Annotated in this window: 20 protein-coding genes and 1 pseudogene; 19 read left to right on the top strand and 2 right to left on the bottom strand. The window is 50.6% G+C overall.

Annotated elements, in window-relative coordinates; genetic code table 11:
* The first annotated feature begins 79 nt into the window (after window positions 1-79).
* From GHC22_RS00535 to GHC22_RS00520, 4 genes are read left to right on the top strand one after another with little or no spacing between them, the layout of a single operon-like run.
* Window positions 80-286, top strand: a complete 207-nt coding sequence (locus tag GHC22_RS00535) for an AlpA family transcriptional regulator (RefSeq protein WP_061066838.1) — start codon at window positions 80-82, stop codon at window positions 284-286.
* Window positions 286-720, top strand: coding sequence for a hypothetical protein (locus GHC22_RS00530; RefSeq protein WP_061066839.1), 435 nt, complete (start codon window positions 286-288; stop codon window positions 718-720). Before GHC22_RS00535 ends, GHC22_RS00530 begins: the two co-directional genes overlap by 1 nt.
* Before the next feature lie 13 nt (window positions 721-733).
* Window positions 734-1576 carry an antA/AntB antirepressor family protein gene (locus GHC22_RS00525; protein ID WP_153752023.1) on the top strand — a complete coding sequence of 281 codons (843 nt, stop codon included), beginning with the start codon at window positions 734-736 and terminating at the stop codon, window positions 1574-1576.
* Window positions 1569-1748 carry a DUF4222 domain-containing protein gene (locus GHC22_RS00520; protein WP_153752021.1) on the top strand — a complete coding sequence of 60 codons (180 nt, stop codon included), beginning with the start codon at window positions 1569-1571 and terminating at the stop codon, window positions 1746-1748. Before GHC22_RS00525 ends, GHC22_RS00520 begins: the two co-directional genes overlap by 8 nt.
* Before the next feature lie 427 nt (window positions 1749-2175).
* Here GHC22_RS00520 and GHC22_RS24620 read toward each other — a convergent pair whose 3' ends face one another.
* Window positions 2176-2364 (bottom strand): YlcI/YnfO family protein, encoded by a 189-nt coding sequence (locus GHC22_RS24620; protein ID WP_228553221.1) that lies wholly within the window; start codon window positions 2362-2364, stop codon window positions 2176-2178.
* A gap of 202 nt (window positions 2365-2566) precedes the next feature.
* On the opposite strand from GHC22_RS24620, the gene GHC22_RS24615 reads away from it, so the two are divergent.
* The 13 genes and pseudogenes from GHC22_RS24615 to GHC22_RS24610 all read left to right on the top strand — a co-directional run bounded on the left by GHC22_RS24615 (window position 2567) and on the right by GHC22_RS24610 (window position 11284).
* Window positions 2567-2785, top strand: coding sequence for a host cell division inhibitor Icd-like protein (locus tag GHC22_RS24615; RefSeq protein ID WP_228553219.1), 219 nt, complete (start codon window positions 2567-2569; stop codon window positions 2783-2785).
* On the top strand, window positions 2778-2972 hold the full coding sequence (locus tag GHC22_RS00510) for a hypothetical protein (protein ID WP_079938915.1): 195 nt from the start codon (window positions 2778-2780) through the stop codon (window positions 2970-2972). The genes GHC22_RS24615 and GHC22_RS00510 overlap by 8 nt, the downstream gene beginning before the upstream one ends.
* Entirely contained in the window at window positions 2969-3169 is a 201-nt protein-coding gene (locus GHC22_RS00505) for a hypothetical protein (protein WP_153752017.1), read from the top strand. Before GHC22_RS00510 ends, GHC22_RS00505 begins: the two co-directional genes overlap by 4 nt.
* Entirely contained in the window at window positions 3166-3429 is a 264-nt protein-coding gene (locus GHC22_RS00500) for a nicotinic acetylcholine receptor subunit beta (protein WP_153752015.1), read from the top strand. Before GHC22_RS00505 ends, GHC22_RS00500 begins: the two co-directional genes overlap by 4 nt.
* Window positions 3426-3647 carry a hypothetical protein gene (locus GHC22_RS00495; RefSeq protein ID WP_130715289.1) on the top strand — a complete coding sequence of 74 codons (222 nt, stop codon included), beginning with the start codon at window positions 3426-3428 and terminating at the stop codon, window positions 3645-3647. Before GHC22_RS00500 ends, GHC22_RS00495 begins: the two co-directional genes overlap by 4 nt.
* Window positions 3644-4207 carry a hypothetical protein gene (locus GHC22_RS00490; protein ID WP_153752013.1) on the top strand — a complete coding sequence of 188 codons (564 nt, stop codon included), beginning with the start codon at window positions 3644-3646 and terminating at the stop codon, window positions 4205-4207. The genes GHC22_RS00495 and GHC22_RS00490 overlap by 4 nt, the downstream gene beginning before the upstream one ends.
* Window positions 4207-4809 (top strand): hypothetical protein, encoded by a 603-nt coding sequence (locus GHC22_RS00485; RefSeq protein ID WP_153752011.1) that lies wholly within the window; start codon window positions 4207-4209, stop codon window positions 4807-4809. Before GHC22_RS00490 ends, GHC22_RS00485 begins: the two co-directional genes overlap by 1 nt.
* A gap of 11 nt (window positions 4810-4820) precedes the next feature.
* Window positions 4821-5165: a hypothetical protein gene (locus GHC22_RS00480; RefSeq protein WP_119173960.1), complete on the top strand. Its 345-nt coding sequence runs from the start codon at window positions 4821-4823 to the stop codon at window positions 5163-5165.
* Window positions 5158-7971 carry a TOPRIM and DUF927 domain-containing protein gene (locus GHC22_RS00475; protein WP_153752010.1) on the top strand — a complete coding sequence of 938 codons (2814 nt, stop codon included), beginning with the start codon at window positions 5158-5160 and terminating at the stop codon, window positions 7969-7971. The genes GHC22_RS00480 and GHC22_RS00475 overlap by 8 nt, the downstream gene beginning before the upstream one ends.
* Before the next feature lie 366 nt (window positions 7972-8337).
* On the top strand, window positions 8338-8637 hold the full coding sequence (locus GHC22_RS00470) for a PerC family transcriptional regulator (RefSeq protein ID WP_153752008.1): 300 nt from the start codon (window positions 8338-8340) through the stop codon (window positions 8635-8637).
* A 69-nt stretch (window positions 8638-8706) separates the two neighbouring features.
* Window positions 8707-8859 (top strand): annotated as a pseudogene (locus tag GHC22_RS24855) (hypothetical protein); the annotation flags it as partial.
* Between the two features lie 440 nt (window positions 8860-9299).
* Window positions 9300-9482 carry a hypothetical protein gene (locus GHC22_RS00460; protein WP_079938906.1) on the top strand — a complete coding sequence of 61 codons (183 nt, stop codon included), beginning with the start codon at window positions 9300-9302 and terminating at the stop codon, window positions 9480-9482.
* Window positions 9479-11284 carry a lytic transglycosylase domain-containing protein gene (locus GHC22_RS24610; RefSeq protein WP_228553217.1) on the top strand — a complete coding sequence of 602 codons (1806 nt, stop codon included), beginning with the start codon at window positions 9479-9481 and terminating at the stop codon, window positions 11282-11284. Before GHC22_RS00460 ends, GHC22_RS24610 begins: the two co-directional genes overlap by 4 nt.
* Here the strand turns inward: GHC22_RS24610 and GHC22_RS00445 are convergent.
* On the bottom strand, window positions 11268-11669 hold the full coding sequence (locus tag GHC22_RS00445; RefSeq protein ID WP_153752006.1) for a hypothetical protein: 402 nt from the start codon (window positions 11667-11669) through the stop codon (window positions 11268-11270). The genes GHC22_RS24610 and GHC22_RS00445 overlap by 17 nt on opposite strands.
* A gap of 257 nt (window positions 11670-11926) precedes the next feature.
* On the opposite strand from GHC22_RS00445, the gene GHC22_RS00440 reads away from it, so the two are divergent.
* The gene (locus tag GHC22_RS00440; protein ID WP_153752004.1) at window positions 11927-12682 is read left to right on the top strand and encodes a KilA-N domain-containing protein; all 756 of its coding nucleotides are present in this window, start codon (window positions 11927-11929) and stop codon (window positions 12680-12682) included.
* 203 nt (window positions 12683-12885) lie between these two features.
* Window positions 12886-13131, top strand: coding sequence for an excisionase family protein (locus tag GHC22_RS00435; RefSeq protein ID WP_153752002.1), 246 nt, complete (start codon window positions 12886-12888; stop codon window positions 13129-13131).
* Window positions 13132-13138: the final 7 nt, after the last annotated feature.

The raw sequence follows: 13138 nt of genomic DNA, 5'->3' as shown, positions 1-13138 counted from the left end.
GTTTTAAATTTGCAACATTGCTCACTGATATTGCCATTTAATACCCGTAACAACCGCTATCAACAGGAGTTACGGGGAAATGACAAAGCAATCAACCATTCCTACTACTGGATACATCCGCCGGTATAGATTGCCGGAAATGTTGGGTGTATCTATGCCAACTATCGACCGCTGGGTTAAGAATGGTACGCTGCCACGACCAGTAAAACTCACCGACAACGTAACCGCATTTGACGCGGTAGAGATTCATAATTGGCTGGCAGAACGCCGCGGGAAGGTGGCGTAATGGAAAAGAAAAACCGCCCAGTACAGCAGGCGGCTAACTCAGATATTCGCGGATCCGATGTTACGCCACCAGCCCACTCTATTCAACAGATGAAGCGTACGCCGAAAAAGCATCGTGCCCGCGTCTATATGCTGCGCACTGGCGTAGAGGGATGGACAGAGAACGATATTCTTCGCTACTGCCGTCTTTCGTCTGGCCGCAACTATGCATCTGAAATAGAACGCCGCCTTGATATTCAGCTTGAGCGTATCGACGAGAAAAACCCGGATGGCATTGGCTCACACCTACGCTACCGCCTTGTAAGCCGTGGTGACGTGATGCGAGTCATCCAGTTGGTTAACAGCAATGCTGTTACGGGTGGTTATCAGGGGCTTACTCAGTCTGAAATAACCGACATTCTCAACCTATACCCGGACGCATTTACCGCCGCATAACGGAGTCTGAAATATGAAACTCGAAAAAAGCCGATTCACTTCGGAGGCCGCCCCACAATCTAACGTAGGCCAGAGCGTAATTATCAATAACGACTTTGCCGCTATTGTGCCGGTTAATTCAGGTCTGATTGGCGGGCGTGAAGCCAATATTGTGAGCGCTAAGGCGTTGCATAAAGTGCTGGGAGTGGGGCGTGACTACTCAACGTGGCTTTCTGACCGTATCAAGGATTACGGCTTCGAGCAGGGCGTTGATTACGTGGTGTTTGATTCCCCCATTTTGGGGAACCAAAGCGCAGAAAATAACCAGCTCGACGGCGGCTGGGTAACGAAACGCGGAGGGGATCGGCGTAGCAAAGATACCGGGCTTTCTCTTGGTATGGCAAAAGAGATGGCTATGGTTGAGCGCAACGAGCAGGGCCGAGCCGTTCGACGTTACTTCATCCAGTGTGAGGAAGAACTACAGCTCAGCGTACCGGAGATTGCCGCCCGGTATCGCCAGCATCTTAAAGCCCGCATCAATGCGGCTGGTCGTTTCACCGCTATGTGTGAAGCGCTTGAATTAGCGCGAATGGAGCAAGGTAAAACCACACAGCGCCATCACTACACCAATGAGAGCAACATGCTGTCTCGCATTGTTCTTGGTGGCCTGACAGCTAAGCAATGGGCGCAGACAAATGGTGTAGAGGGTGAGCCACGCGACAGCATGAACGCTGAGCAACTTGAGCACCTTGCTTACCTTGAGAATACCAACATCACGCTGATCGATATGGGCATGGAGTTTGATCAGCGCAAAGCAGAATTAACCCGCCTGTCACAACGCTGGATGGCAAAGCATCTGGAGGTTGCTCATGACTAAGTCCACCAGCATCCCACGGCCGCAGCAGCGCTTTAAGGACGCGCACGGCGCTAAGGTGACGGTTGAAAGCGTTACATCCAATCGCGTGACGTTCTACCGCGACGGATATCATTCATCATGTGTACAGCCGCTGGAACGCTTTACCAAAGAATTCCGGGAGGTAGCGCAATGATGGCTACCGTCCAGAGCAAGAGCTTTCCACTGGCTGGCCTGTTAGCAAATGTTAACCCGCAGAACCTTATAAAACCCAATGTCGCGAACGGCTGCCTGTTATCAATTGTTATGGTTAATGGCTTAGCAAAACTTAGCCTGAACCTCACAAAACCTGACATCCACGCACGGGGAATGACGACAAATGATGACATTTTAAACCAAGAAATAATCACCTCTAAAAAGCTGATTGTGGGGAATAAATTCCCCCTGCTGGCTGGTGGTATGAACTGTATTGCTACCGTTGTGAACCGTTCCACATCGACTTTCGCGACAAATACGCGTGCGCTGGAAGATTTTTTAGGGGTCGTTACGCGAGGGAGAGAGTTTTCGGAGTCCATAAAAAAGGGCAGCCATAAGGCCACCCTTTGGAACGTTACCAGCGCGGATCACTCCTCTGGCGTGTCAGTTTTCGATTTGCGGCGTTGGCGTCGCTTTATCTCACCACGCATGGCGGTAACGATAAATTGCGCATCGCTTTCCCCTTCCTCTTTGACCAACTCAACATCGGTGAGCACATCAAGAGGAACTCTTGCTGTTTTCTGCCGAGATTTGTTGTTGGTTGTACCCGTTGCCATATCTGTAACTCCTCGCATTAGGTGGGAGTCATTATGCACTAAAAAAGTAGGATGTAAACACTTGAGGTGGGAGTCACTTTGGTGTAGTGTTTATTCCATAGGTGCAAGTCACCTACAGAGTTTAAAAGCAACGAAACCCGGCAGTGCGTCAACACTAACCGGGCTTCTCACCACCAGCGTTATCGACAGTAACGAGGTAGCTATGAGCAATCGTACCACACACCCGCAAGGGCGGGATTCTTACACCCTTAAAAAATTCACATGGTGTTTTCTCGCTATCAACCGCCACGACAAAAAGGCCAAACCATGCCGCCTGTCTGTTGAGGCTGAAACTGAGCGCGAAGCACGCAGCATCTTAGCCCCGCATTTCATTCTCTCTTTGGCTGCCCGCCTGCCAGTTGTCGGAGGGAGCCATGCGTAAAAAACCATTGAAAAGCAGCATTGCGATTGCCCTCAGATCCATTGAGCAGGCTTCCGCTGTACTGATTGCTGTCCGCCACGCAGCCGGAGAAATGGAGCCTTGCGATATTTCAGACGCTATTGATGCGTGTTCTGGTTTGGTCAATGAGGCGCGTTGTGAGCTGGCAATTCTGGAGGGTGAAGAATGAATAAGTACCGTGTGTTAGTTAACTGTTTCGACCGTGCGGGCGCACCGATCCCAGTGACATGGTATGGCAACGCCACCAGCCCCAGTGACGCAATCCGAAAAATGAACCATGAAGCGCAGAGCAATGGCTGGAGTGTTGGAAAAATCATTTGTGTACAGCAAAGAAAAATCAGTCAGGAAATGGAGGTCGCAGCATGAATATCAACGCAATCTATCGCCACCCGGCGGAACTGAATGCCGAAGAAATGCTAGCCCGTGAACATCCCTACCCCGAATCATTCGCGCTCGCCGAGCGTACCGTGGAACGAATGAGCCGCGCCCGTACAGGCCTGGCTCATGTGATGACGGAGTTGCTTCCCGAACTCGACGAAGAACAGGGGGTAGTACTGAATTGCTGGTTAAACAAAATCCTGACGATTATCGATATTACCCGTATTGATGCGGAGGGGAGAGCATGAGCCAGTTACAACTTATTGATGCTACCCGCCAGGTTGAGCAGGCACAGGCCGTTTTATCTATGTGGGTGGAAAGAACCCCACAATGCCCAAGTCCAGAATTAACACGCCTTATCGGTTCAATTCTCACTTTACTGCATGGCGTTCCAGAGGCGATGAGCGAGGCAGAAAGCCAGCTGGCGGACTATGTGATGCGTGATTACCGGGAGAACAAGGCATGAATGAGATTAAAGCGATTCCTGAAGGAATAATTATCAACGGGAAGCTGCAGGCCTACTCGGACGTCATCAGTTTGTTTGAGAACGGCACATATGATTCCTGCCCGATTGATGCTTATCAGGCTTTACAGGAAATAAACGATGCCCATCAGCGTGGCTGGGTTGATCCCGATATGGACCAGCAGATTGTTATGTGGCGGTGGCTGGTGGCGGGCATGTTCATCCGTGAACTTGCTAAAAACGGTTGTGAGTCAGAAAGCATCACGCCGGGTGAGGATAAATATTACACCTATGCAGGGGGCGGGATCCCTGTGCCTCTGAGAATGAGGAATGTGCGCAATGCGCTTATGTGCCTGGTGGAAACGCAACTACTGCAGATTTTGGGCGGTGATGAGGGAAGGGTTGCCTGCACAGAAGCCTACCGGGCAATGGTGACAAATTCCCCTGAGGATGGTGGCTTGATTTTGTCTGCCGAGGGCATGAGGCAAATCACCGGATTTTTGGATGCTTTTGTCACTATGGCTGTTACCGGCGCGTTCCCTGATAACCGGGCCATTCACTGATGGAGAGGACTATGAACTATTTCGCAGAGGCCACTCCTGATGGCGTAACCATCGTAACCCGAAGTAATGCCGGAGTATGTGGGCATACTGCTCTCCTCGGTTTTGAGGAGGCTATAACGCGTCTGGATGCTGGCGAGTATGACAATAATTTAGATGAGGGTTTTGCAATCCATCTTGCTGTAGCTAAAGGTGGCAACGCTGGCTGGTTCGATTATACCGCACAGCATAACGCCACCATGTGGCGATGGCTAATTGCTGCCGCATTCATTGCCGAAATGAAGCGCGAGAACGGCACAACCATTGTGACTGATTTAGACGGTACAACCTCATGGGCAGCGCTTTATTCCAATGGAGATACAACAATCCCGCTGTATCCCTTAGCTGAAAGACTGGCGATGGCAAACAACATCGAGGGAGCCATGCTCGAGCGTTACGGTGTTGAGCAAGGGATAGAGAATATCATTATTTTCTATCGTTCCATGCTGGATGTTGAGCTGGGCGAGCTAACGCCGTTCGGGCGTGAAGTACTGGCAGAGCTACATGATCACTTTATTAGCGATCTGGAAGTAAACGGCTGGCCTGAAACGCCAGTGGCGCACTGAGGAGAGAGAACATGATTACTAAAAACTTTCGACTGAATGCGCTGGCTAACCAGTATGCGGCGGCACTGTATGACCATATTACAGCGACCAACGGCGGTGATTATTTCATGATTGACGCAAATGGTGAGTCTGTTCGCGTGGAGGTTATCGGCGGTATCAAAGGGATACGTGACCTTGTTGATGGTTACGCACTGGAAGCACTCAAAGAGCATTATCCGGCAGCACAATGGGAAAGTATCGGGATCGCGTATCTGTCCCGGTGCGTTGATGCTGAGGGAATTACGGATGACGGGATCAGCGCATGGACAAGCATGACTGCCGACATGGGCGCAACGGCAGGGGGAAATAATGCGTAATATCGACCTTATTCGTGAAGTGACCAGCGCCGCAGCGAACAACTGGCCTCATGTGCTGGCTGGCTTGAATATCGATGTTCCCGACTCACCTCACCGCCACGCAGGATGTCCAGCATGTGGCGGGACGGATCGCTTCCGGTTCGACGACAACGGGCGCGGCGCTCACATCTGCAACCAGTGCGGTGCTGGCGACGGCTTAGACCTGATTAAGAAGGTGAACAACTGCGACACCACAGAAGCGGCGAAGCTTGCCGCTGGCGTGCTGGGTATTGATTCCCGGGCAGAGGAACAGGACGAAGCGAAAGCCAGCCAGAGGCGAAAGCAACTGGAGACTGAGAGCCAACGACGTGAGCAGGAGCGCCAGCAGCGGGCAGAAAATGACGCAACGCAGCGCCGGGCGACATTTACCCGTCTGTTTGATGGGATGCGTCAGAATGCCGCGCAGGGCGAATCTGAGTACCTTATTGCTAAGGGGCTGAGTGGATTCACCCTCCCCATTCTTACCGATGGATCAATCTTATTGCCGCTGGTGGACGAATCCGGCTTTGTAACTGCCGCACAGACCATTACGCCAAAGGGAGAAAAGCGACTCCTGACCGGTTCTGCAAAGCGCGGTGCATATCACGCCGTAAACGCACCAGAATCGCCGCAGAGCGTTTTAATTGCCGAAGGGCTGGCAACGGCATTGTCTGTTCACCTGATGCGACCTGACGCGCTGACAGTGGCAGCAATCGACGCTGGCAACCTACTCCCCGTAGCGGAAGTGATGCGCCGGAAACTCCCGGACGCAGAAATCATTATCGCTGCAGATAACGACCACCACGAAGACGGTCAGCCCAATACAGGGAGGGAGGCTGCAGAAAAAGCGGCCTTATCAGTAACGGGATCGGTATCGCTGCCTCCGACAAGCAATAAAGCCGACTGGAATGACTACCACCAGCAAAACGGGCTGGAAGCGTCTGTATTAGCTTTTAACGAATCTGCATATCAGCCGCAGGCGGAAACTCAGGACAACAAGATCACAACAAGAAATTGTCCCGACAACGGCAAGATTACGGCAATGGATTTACCTGATGACGGTAAGAACACGGTAAGTGAACCGAGTGATAAAGACACATTAAAACCCCGCATTGAAAGCCGGAATGATGGCGTTTTCTACGTGTCTCCAAAGGTGGATAAAGACAGCGGGGAGATTATCAACAATGAAAGCTGGTTGTGCTCACCGCTGGAAGTTATCGGCACCGGGCGAGACGACAAAGATCAGTACCTGATTATTCGCTGGCTGGCCTTTGGCGCAGATATCCCGACTACCGCAGCAATCCCCCTGGCCGATATTGGTGAGCGTGAAGGCTGGCGCACCCTGAAAGCAGGAGGGGTGAACGTCACAACCAAAAGCAGCCTACGGGCGATTCTGGCCGACTGGCTACAGCGCAGCGGTTCCCGTGATTTGTGGCGCGTGGCTCACGCTACCGGCTGGCAATGTGGGGCGTACATCATGCCAGATGGGGAAATCATTGGTACGCCAGCGCACCCCGTTTTGTTCAATGGGCGAAGCTCTGCCGCCGCCGGTTATACCGTGCAGGGTACCACTGGTAGTTGGCGGGATGGTGTGGCACATCTGGCCTTCGGCAACTATTCCATGATGACCGGGATCGGCGCAGCTCTCGCAGCTCCGTTAATCGGGCTGGTGGGCGCGGATGGATTCGGGATCCACTTTTATGAACAATCGAGCGCGGGCAAGACCACTACGGCGAACGTGGCAAGCAGCTTATACGGCAATCCAGACTTACTCCGCCTGACGTGGTACGGCACAGCGCTGGGGCTGGCAAACGAAGCCGCCGCCCACAATGACGGGCTGATGCCACTGGATGAAGTTGGACAGGGTTCAGACCCGATAAGCGTGTCACAGTCTGCCTATGCGCTGTTTAACGGCGTGGGTAAATTGCAGGGAGCTAAGGACGGCGGGAACCGGGATCTAAAACGCTGGCGTACTGTTGCCATCAGTACTGGTGAGATGGATTTAGAGACCTTCATCGCCACCGCCGGACGCAAAACCAAAGCAGGCCAACTGGTTCGCTTGCTCAATATTCCGTTGAGTAAGGCGGTGCGCTTTCATGAGTATCAGAACGGCAAGCAGCATGCTGACGCACTGAAAGACGCATATCAACACCACCACGGCGCAGCCGGCAGAGAGTGGATTAAGTGGCTGGCAGACCACCAGCAGCAGGCGATTGATACTGTCCGTGAGTGCGAGGAGCGCTGGCGCAGTCTGATACCTGCCGACTATGGCGAACAGGTACACCGTGTAGGCGCTCGCTTTGCCATTCTGGAGGCCGCTTTATTGTTGGGAGAGGTAGTTACGGGGTGGGACGCTCAGACCTGCCGTGATGCGATACAGCACAGCTACAACGCATGGGTAAGAGAGTTCGGCACAGGTAACAAAGAGCATCAGCAAATAATTGAGCAGACAGAAGCGTTTTTAAATGCGCATGGCCTGAGCCGGTTCGCCCCATTCCCATACAGTCCTGCAGATCTGCCTATAAAAGACCTTGCCGGGTATCGACAGAGAGGGGAACACGAGGAAAGCCCGATGATTTTCTACACTTTCCCCTCGGCCTTTGAGCAGGAAATCGCGAAGGGATTTAATGCTAAACAGTTTGCTGAAGTCCTGAAAAGCTCAGGAATGCTCAACCCGCCCACCAGCGGGCGCGGGTACCAAAGGAAATCACCACGCATTCAGGGACGGCAATTTAACGTGTATGTCCTGAGTTACCAGCCAGAGGAATACAGCCAGCAAGAAGAATAATCTTTCACATACGTAGTTTAGGTGTTGGTTCAGTTGGTTCAGTTGGTTCAGTTGGTTCAGTTGGTTCAGTTGGTTCAATTTGTAATAATCGTTGTTTTATAAGGTTTTTTATTTTCACTTTGAACCAACACTGAACCAACAAATGACCTGATTGAACCAACACCAACAGAGCGAGCCATTCTTCCTGGCTGGGAGTGAACCAACAGATAGCCCCGCTGAACCAACACAAAATCGCCGATGTTGGTTCAGCAAAACCCAGTGCTGGCGCGGGCTGGCGGGCAGTGAACCAACTGAACCAACTGAACCAACACTATTTCTGCTTATTATGCGAAAAAGTTAAGTGTGAACGTTGAGGGAAATATATTGATGGCGGAAGTACGTGATAGCAAAGCCGAGGCTCTGGAGGAAAAAGGACTCTACCGTCGAGCGGCTGCAAGGTGGATGGAAGTTATGCAGCTATGCACTGACAACGACGATCGGGAATGGATAATGCGACACCGTGAAGCGTGTCTCGAAAAGGTAAAGCGACCCCCGGTCAAAGTTGATGACTTTGGCGATCTCCACAAAGCCGCAAAAGAGACGCAGCATCGCATGGGGATAGCTCAACCGAACGGAGATGCTTTCAGACTTCCAGCCAGTAAGGGGCGCTCACAAGGGCGTGGGTAGCGTCACATGGAGGGGATTACGTCCCCTACCTCATGAGAGGGTGATAAAACTTCACATTCGGAGATAAAAATGGCTGATGAACATCGTCGTAAGCGCTATCGGGAATGGGCTAAATCGCCATTTGGAACAATGCCATTTCCGGAGGAATGCCGAGGCATGACCTGTGGAGCGAAAACCCGCAAAGGAACGCCGTGCAAGCTGACATCTCTCTACGGATCCGGGCGTTGTAAATTACACGGGGGCATGAGCACTGGAGCAAAAACGCCGGAAGGTAAAGCGAGGCAGTTAGAAGGCTATCGCCGCTGGCAGGAAAAGCGGCGTCAGACCACCAGCAAAACAGAATAACCCTAAGGTTACACTAAGGTTCGCGGTGTCGGTTCGCAGACAGGTTCGCACCTGAACACCTGCAAAATTTGTACTGTTCTTGACGGATTCAGAACCAGAACGACGCAGAAGCCGCGCCAGAAGCAACGCTGGCGCATAAATGTGATTTGAGTCGTCAAAAATTTCAGTCTCTCCATTAAGCACGACTGTTTCCTTATCTGTTAATCAATTCCCCTTCTGGTAATGATCGAATTTACTCTTTCATTAATTGCAATAAATATGGTGATCGTTTCATTTATTGCAACTAAAATAACTGTATAAATATCAGGAGGTGGCAAATGTCTAAACAAAGCGTCAAGCCTGTATTGCTCAGTGATGCGCAGTTGCAGGCCATTCGAAATATTCAGGAGCAACAACGCAAACAGTCAGGGCTCGGGGTTGCGCCCTCTATTCATGAAATCGCTCGCGGGCTGGTGGATAGCGCACTGGCGATGCACGCAAAAATGAAGGTGTCCGCATGATCATTCAAGAGCTGGCCTACAAGGTCACAGTAAAAACAGATGAATTCCTGAACGGTAAGCGCAAAGTTAGCGAAGAGGTTGGCAAGCTAAACAGAGAGCTTTCACGTGCTGAGAAAGAGCGCGAGAAAGAGCTTAAAAAGCAACGCGAGGAACTTGAGAAGTTTGGCAAGACAGCCACGTCTGCTTTTCGCAACGTTACGGCTGCTGCCGCTGGCTTTCTCGGTATTGGTGCAGGTCTGTACGGTATCAAGCAACTGTTCACATCTACAGCTGATGAAATCGTTCGTGCGAGCACTCAGGCAAAGTTCTTTGGCACTGACGTGAACAAGATGTTCGGTGTCCGCCGTGGATTCCAGCAGGCGGGCCTTAATGCTGACTCCTTCATCGGCGCTTCCGGTAACGCACGTATGGCGCTGGCTAACATCAAAGACCCGACAATCTTTGGTGGGCTAACCGGAGCGGCGCAAAACCTGATGGTGTTGGGCGCGCGTACCGGTCTGAACATCAATAACCTTGGCGACCCAAATAAGGCACTGAGTGAATTCACCCGTTACGGTAAAGGCCACTCTCAGGAAAACCTGATGCAGGTGATGGCGGCAGCCGGATTCGACCCGACAGACGCAGCCAAGATTAAATCTGGTGAGCTAAAATCCTTGGTCGACTCGGAAACGAAGAAGTCGAACATCACCGCCGCTCAGGTGAAAGAGCAGGAAAATTTGCTAGTCAAGATGGGTGAACTAAGTTCACAGGTTGAGCGTGTAGCTCAGGGGATCGCAACGGCGTTTACCCCTACCGTGATAGAGGCCATGGATTCATTTGGAAAGTGGATAGAATCCCATCAAGGGGACATCATTGGTTTCTTTGAGAATGCCGAGGACAAAGTAAAGGCGTTCACTGATGCCGTTGGTGGCGCTGAAAATGCCTTAAAGATTCTTGCTGGTCTGTACATTGGTAAAAACGCGCTTGGGTTAGCTGTGGCAGGGGCCGGGGCAGGGTCTGGCGGAAAAGGATTTGGCGCACTTCTTGGCAGGTTAGGATTGCTAGGGGCTGGAGTTTATTTCAGTGGTGACATTGCTGACGCAACAACGCCAAGCTCAGTGTTGGGCATGAGGGATGAAGACAAGCCATTACTATATCAAAAGTACTGGATGGAAAGGTTGCTGGGCTTGGATTACCAAGAGGATATTCCGCCATCAGAGAGAAATCCTTCAGGAAGGACGCTGGCAGACAAAAACAACAATCCAGGAAATATTCGGGGACGTAATGGTATTGGCGGTTTTTCTGGATACACTACAGAGCAGGAGGGTTGGGATGCCATGTCCAACCAGCTGATGCGATATTTTAACGGGCAAACAACTGGTAAAAAGCTAAGGACGGTCAGCGATATCATTAGCACCTGGGCTCCCCCTTCAGAAAATGATACCGCATCATATATCAAGCAAGTCGCTGGTTTTGTTGGTGTTGGTGAAAATCAGGAGCTAAATCTTGCTGATCCAAATGTCATGGCAAAACTAAGAACTGCCATGGCTAAGCATGAAGGTTTTGGAAATTGGAAGAATGGTTTAAACATTGGTGGAGCAAATCAGTTTCAGAATGAGTATTACCTTCAGCAGCAAAAACTGGCTAACTCCCGGCCACCAACTAACGCCTCGAATGTTGATAATAGCAGGACAAGCAGCACCAATATCAACACAGTGGTAGTTAACAGCAATCCTCAGTCAGTAGATGCGTTAACTAAAGGCATTAACCAGCAGGTAAGTAGGGCTTCGACAAACGCAGCGTTCTCTAGTTCTGTGAGATAGCTTTTCTATTCTCGTAGTATGAATGAGCCATTTTAGCGACAACCTTGATCACCGAAGCTTTGTATTTGTCTCTCTCGAAATTTACACCCGATAACTCTCTAAGACTTGCCTTTTCCCATAGGTCGATTTCATTTGGGGATTTAGCTTCTGTGGCAGCTCGGTAGCCTAACATGCAGTAATAATCTACCGTTCTACGGATGTCCACTGGAGATTCGCCTATTTCTGCCAGGGATTCTCCAGAGCTTTCAACTAGGTTATCTCCGTACTTCTGGCAGTCCTTTATTGAAGGGGAGTCGCTTTCCATATCGGAGGCGTATGAATTAATTGAAAGTGTAAACGCGATCAAAGTGCAGGCAAACACGTTCATAACATATTGCTTTTTCATTATGGAGTCCTTGTGCTGTTTCCCTGATTCTATCTGTTAACTGGAGCAAAAACACGCAACAGTCCGCTAATAATTAACATTTATCAACCAGCCTCGGCAATCGCCGGGGCTTTTTTATACCTGCATTTCACCGCGCACCGCACGCGCACTTCAACCAAGAACCTTTCAGGATGCACCTTGAGGAACCGGCTGGCTGTCGGAGCCTTCTTGGGGCCGTATTCCTGTGCGACAAGGTTCATCACTAAAAGGTATCTCCGATGTCTAACATTATTCCTATGAATTATGATGACCGTTCATTTCCTTTTGCTTCTGACTGCTGGTTTAATGCCACTGTTGCCGCGAAACACCACGGTAGGAAAGTCACTGAGTGGTTGCGCCTACCTTCCACAAAAGAATATATGGCGGAACTATGCCAGGAGCTTGGTATAGAAGGGTTTAATTTTAAAGGTGGGATTTTCCCACCTTTAGTTCGCATTGAAAAAGGTCGATACGGCGGCACCTGGCTTCATCCTGAATTAGCTGTTGAGTTCGCCCGCTGGCTGTCTGTTAAATTCGCCCGCGCCTGTGACCGCCACATTAAAAATCTGCTGCTGAGTAAAAACTTCCAGCTCACTGAAGACCAGATTGTCGGCCTGATGGTCTGCCAGCAACCAACGTCTTGGGAAAAACGATTTAAAGACCCGTTTTACCAGGCGCTTTCGAAAATGTCCGGCCTTCCTTATTTCGGGCACGTTGGCGGATGTCCGGCATTGTTCGGTCAGATCACCGCTCGCTGGGTGTATGCGGTAGCACTGCCTGACTATGTTTATCAGGCGGCAAAACAGGCGGCTGGAGAAAGTAAAGAGAAAATTCACCAACACCTTAAGCCAGATGCTTTGGAAAAAGTTGAACAGCAGCTTGTCGCGGTAACAAATATTGCTGCAACCAGTGTGGATCAGAAGGACTTCGAAGCGCGGTGCATGTCGGCATTCCCTGTAAAGGGTCAGATGAAATTGCTCTATGCAGCGGCGTGATTAAACAACGCCCACCCAGGTGGGCTTTTTTCTCAGACTATGGATTGTTGGATTTAGCATGCCCCATTCCTACCCCGTGAGGTGTTAGGATTTGTTAAGATTGAAAGCTTTTGGCGCGACAACTCGTCGTTTATGCATGGCTTCATGACGTTCACGTCCAACACTATGTTTGAGTAATTACCAGAAAGAAAGGAGACAAAAATATGGTAGAGGAGCAGAAATTTTTGTTGCAACCCAATAAATGGGTTACTGAGCAGAAACTGATAGAAATAACCGGTCTTCGCTCAGGAACGATTGAAGCTGCGCGTAAAAAATCGTGGCTTGTTGGACGGGAGTATCTTCACGTTGCGCCTGATGGAATCCCGAAGGAAAACAGTGAGTGCATGTACAATCTTGAAGCCATTAATCGATGGATAGAAGGCCAGGCAAAACGACAGCCTCAAAAGTAGTTCTGCA

It is taken from the genome of Citrobacter sp. H12-3-2, assembly GCF_009649895.1.
Taxonomy (GTDB): domain Bacteria; phylum Pseudomonadota; class Gammaproteobacteria; order Enterobacterales; family Enterobacteriaceae; genus Citrobacter; species Citrobacter portucalensis.
The sequence above is the reverse complement of the archived record's forward strand: the minus strand, read 5'-3'. Positions and strand labels throughout refer to the sequence as shown.

Bases quoted from the DNA above. Each gene is read 5' to 3' on its own strand.
- GHC22_RS00535 (WP_061066838.1), top strand. From the start codon at position 80: ATGACAAAGCAATCAACCATTCCTACTACTGGATACATCCGCCGGTAT.
- GHC22_RS00530 (WP_061066839.1), top strand. From the start codon at position 286: ATGGAAAAGAAAAACCGCCCAGTACAGCAGGCGGCTAACTCAGATATT.
- GHC22_RS00525 (WP_153752023.1), top strand. From the start codon at position 734: ATGAAACTCGAAAAAAGCCGATTCACTTCGGAGGCCGCCCCACAATCT.
- GHC22_RS00520 (WP_153752021.1), top strand. From the start codon at position 1,569: ATGACTAAGTCCACCAGCATCCCACGGCCGCAGCAGCGCTTTAAGGAC.
- GHC22_RS24620 (WP_228553221.1), bottom strand. From the start codon at position 2,364: ATGGCAACGGGTACAACCAACAACAAATCTCGGCAGAAAACAGCAAGA.
- GHC22_RS24615 (WP_228553219.1), top strand. From the start codon at position 2,567: ATGAGCAATCGTACCACACACCCGCAAGGGCGGGATTCTTACACCCTT.
- GHC22_RS00510 (WP_079938915.1), top strand. From the start codon at position 2,778: ATGCGTAAAAAACCATTGAAAAGCAGCATTGCGATTGCCCTCAGATCC.
- GHC22_RS00505 (WP_153752017.1), top strand. From the start codon at position 2,969: ATGAATAAGTACCGTGTGTTAGTTAACTGTTTCGACCGTGCGGGCGCA.
- GHC22_RS00500 (WP_153752015.1), top strand. From the start codon at position 3,166: ATGAATATCAACGCAATCTATCGCCACCCGGCGGAACTGAATGCCGAA.
- GHC22_RS00495 (WP_130715289.1), top strand. From the start codon at position 3,426: ATGAGCCAGTTACAACTTATTGATGCTACCCGCCAGGTTGAGCAGGCA.
- GHC22_RS00490 (WP_153752013.1), top strand. From the start codon at position 3,644: ATGAATGAGATTAAAGCGATTCCTGAAGGAATAATTATCAACGGGAAG.
- GHC22_RS00485 (WP_153752011.1), top strand. From the start codon at position 4,207: ATGGAGAGGACTATGAACTATTTCGCAGAGGCCACTCCTGATGGCGTA.
- GHC22_RS00480 (WP_119173960.1), top strand. From the start codon at position 4,821: ATGATTACTAAAAACTTTCGACTGAATGCGCTGGCTAACCAGTATGCG.
- GHC22_RS00475 (WP_153752010.1), top strand. From the start codon at position 5,158: ATGCGTAATATCGACCTTATTCGTGAAGTGACCAGCGCCGCAGCGAAC.
- GHC22_RS00470 (WP_153752008.1), top strand. From the start codon at position 8,338: ATGGCGGAAGTACGTGATAGCAAAGCCGAGGCTCTGGAGGAAAAAGGA.
- GHC22_RS00460 (WP_079938906.1), top strand. From the start codon at position 9,300: ATGTCTAAACAAAGCGTCAAGCCTGTATTGCTCAGTGATGCGCAGTTG.
- GHC22_RS24610 (WP_228553217.1), top strand. From the start codon at position 9,479: ATGATCATTCAAGAGCTGGCCTACAAGGTCACAGTAAAAACAGATGAA.
- GHC22_RS00445 (WP_153752006.1), bottom strand. From the start codon at position 11,669: ATGAAAAAGCAATATGTTATGAACGTGTTTGCCTGCACTTTGATCGCG.
- GHC22_RS00440 (WP_153752004.1), top strand. From the start codon at position 11,927: ATGTCTAACATTATTCCTATGAATTATGATGACCGTTCATTTCCTTTT.
- GHC22_RS00435 (WP_153752002.1), top strand. From the start codon at position 12,886: ATGGTAGAGGAGCAGAAATTTTTGTTGCAACCCAATAAATGGGTTACT.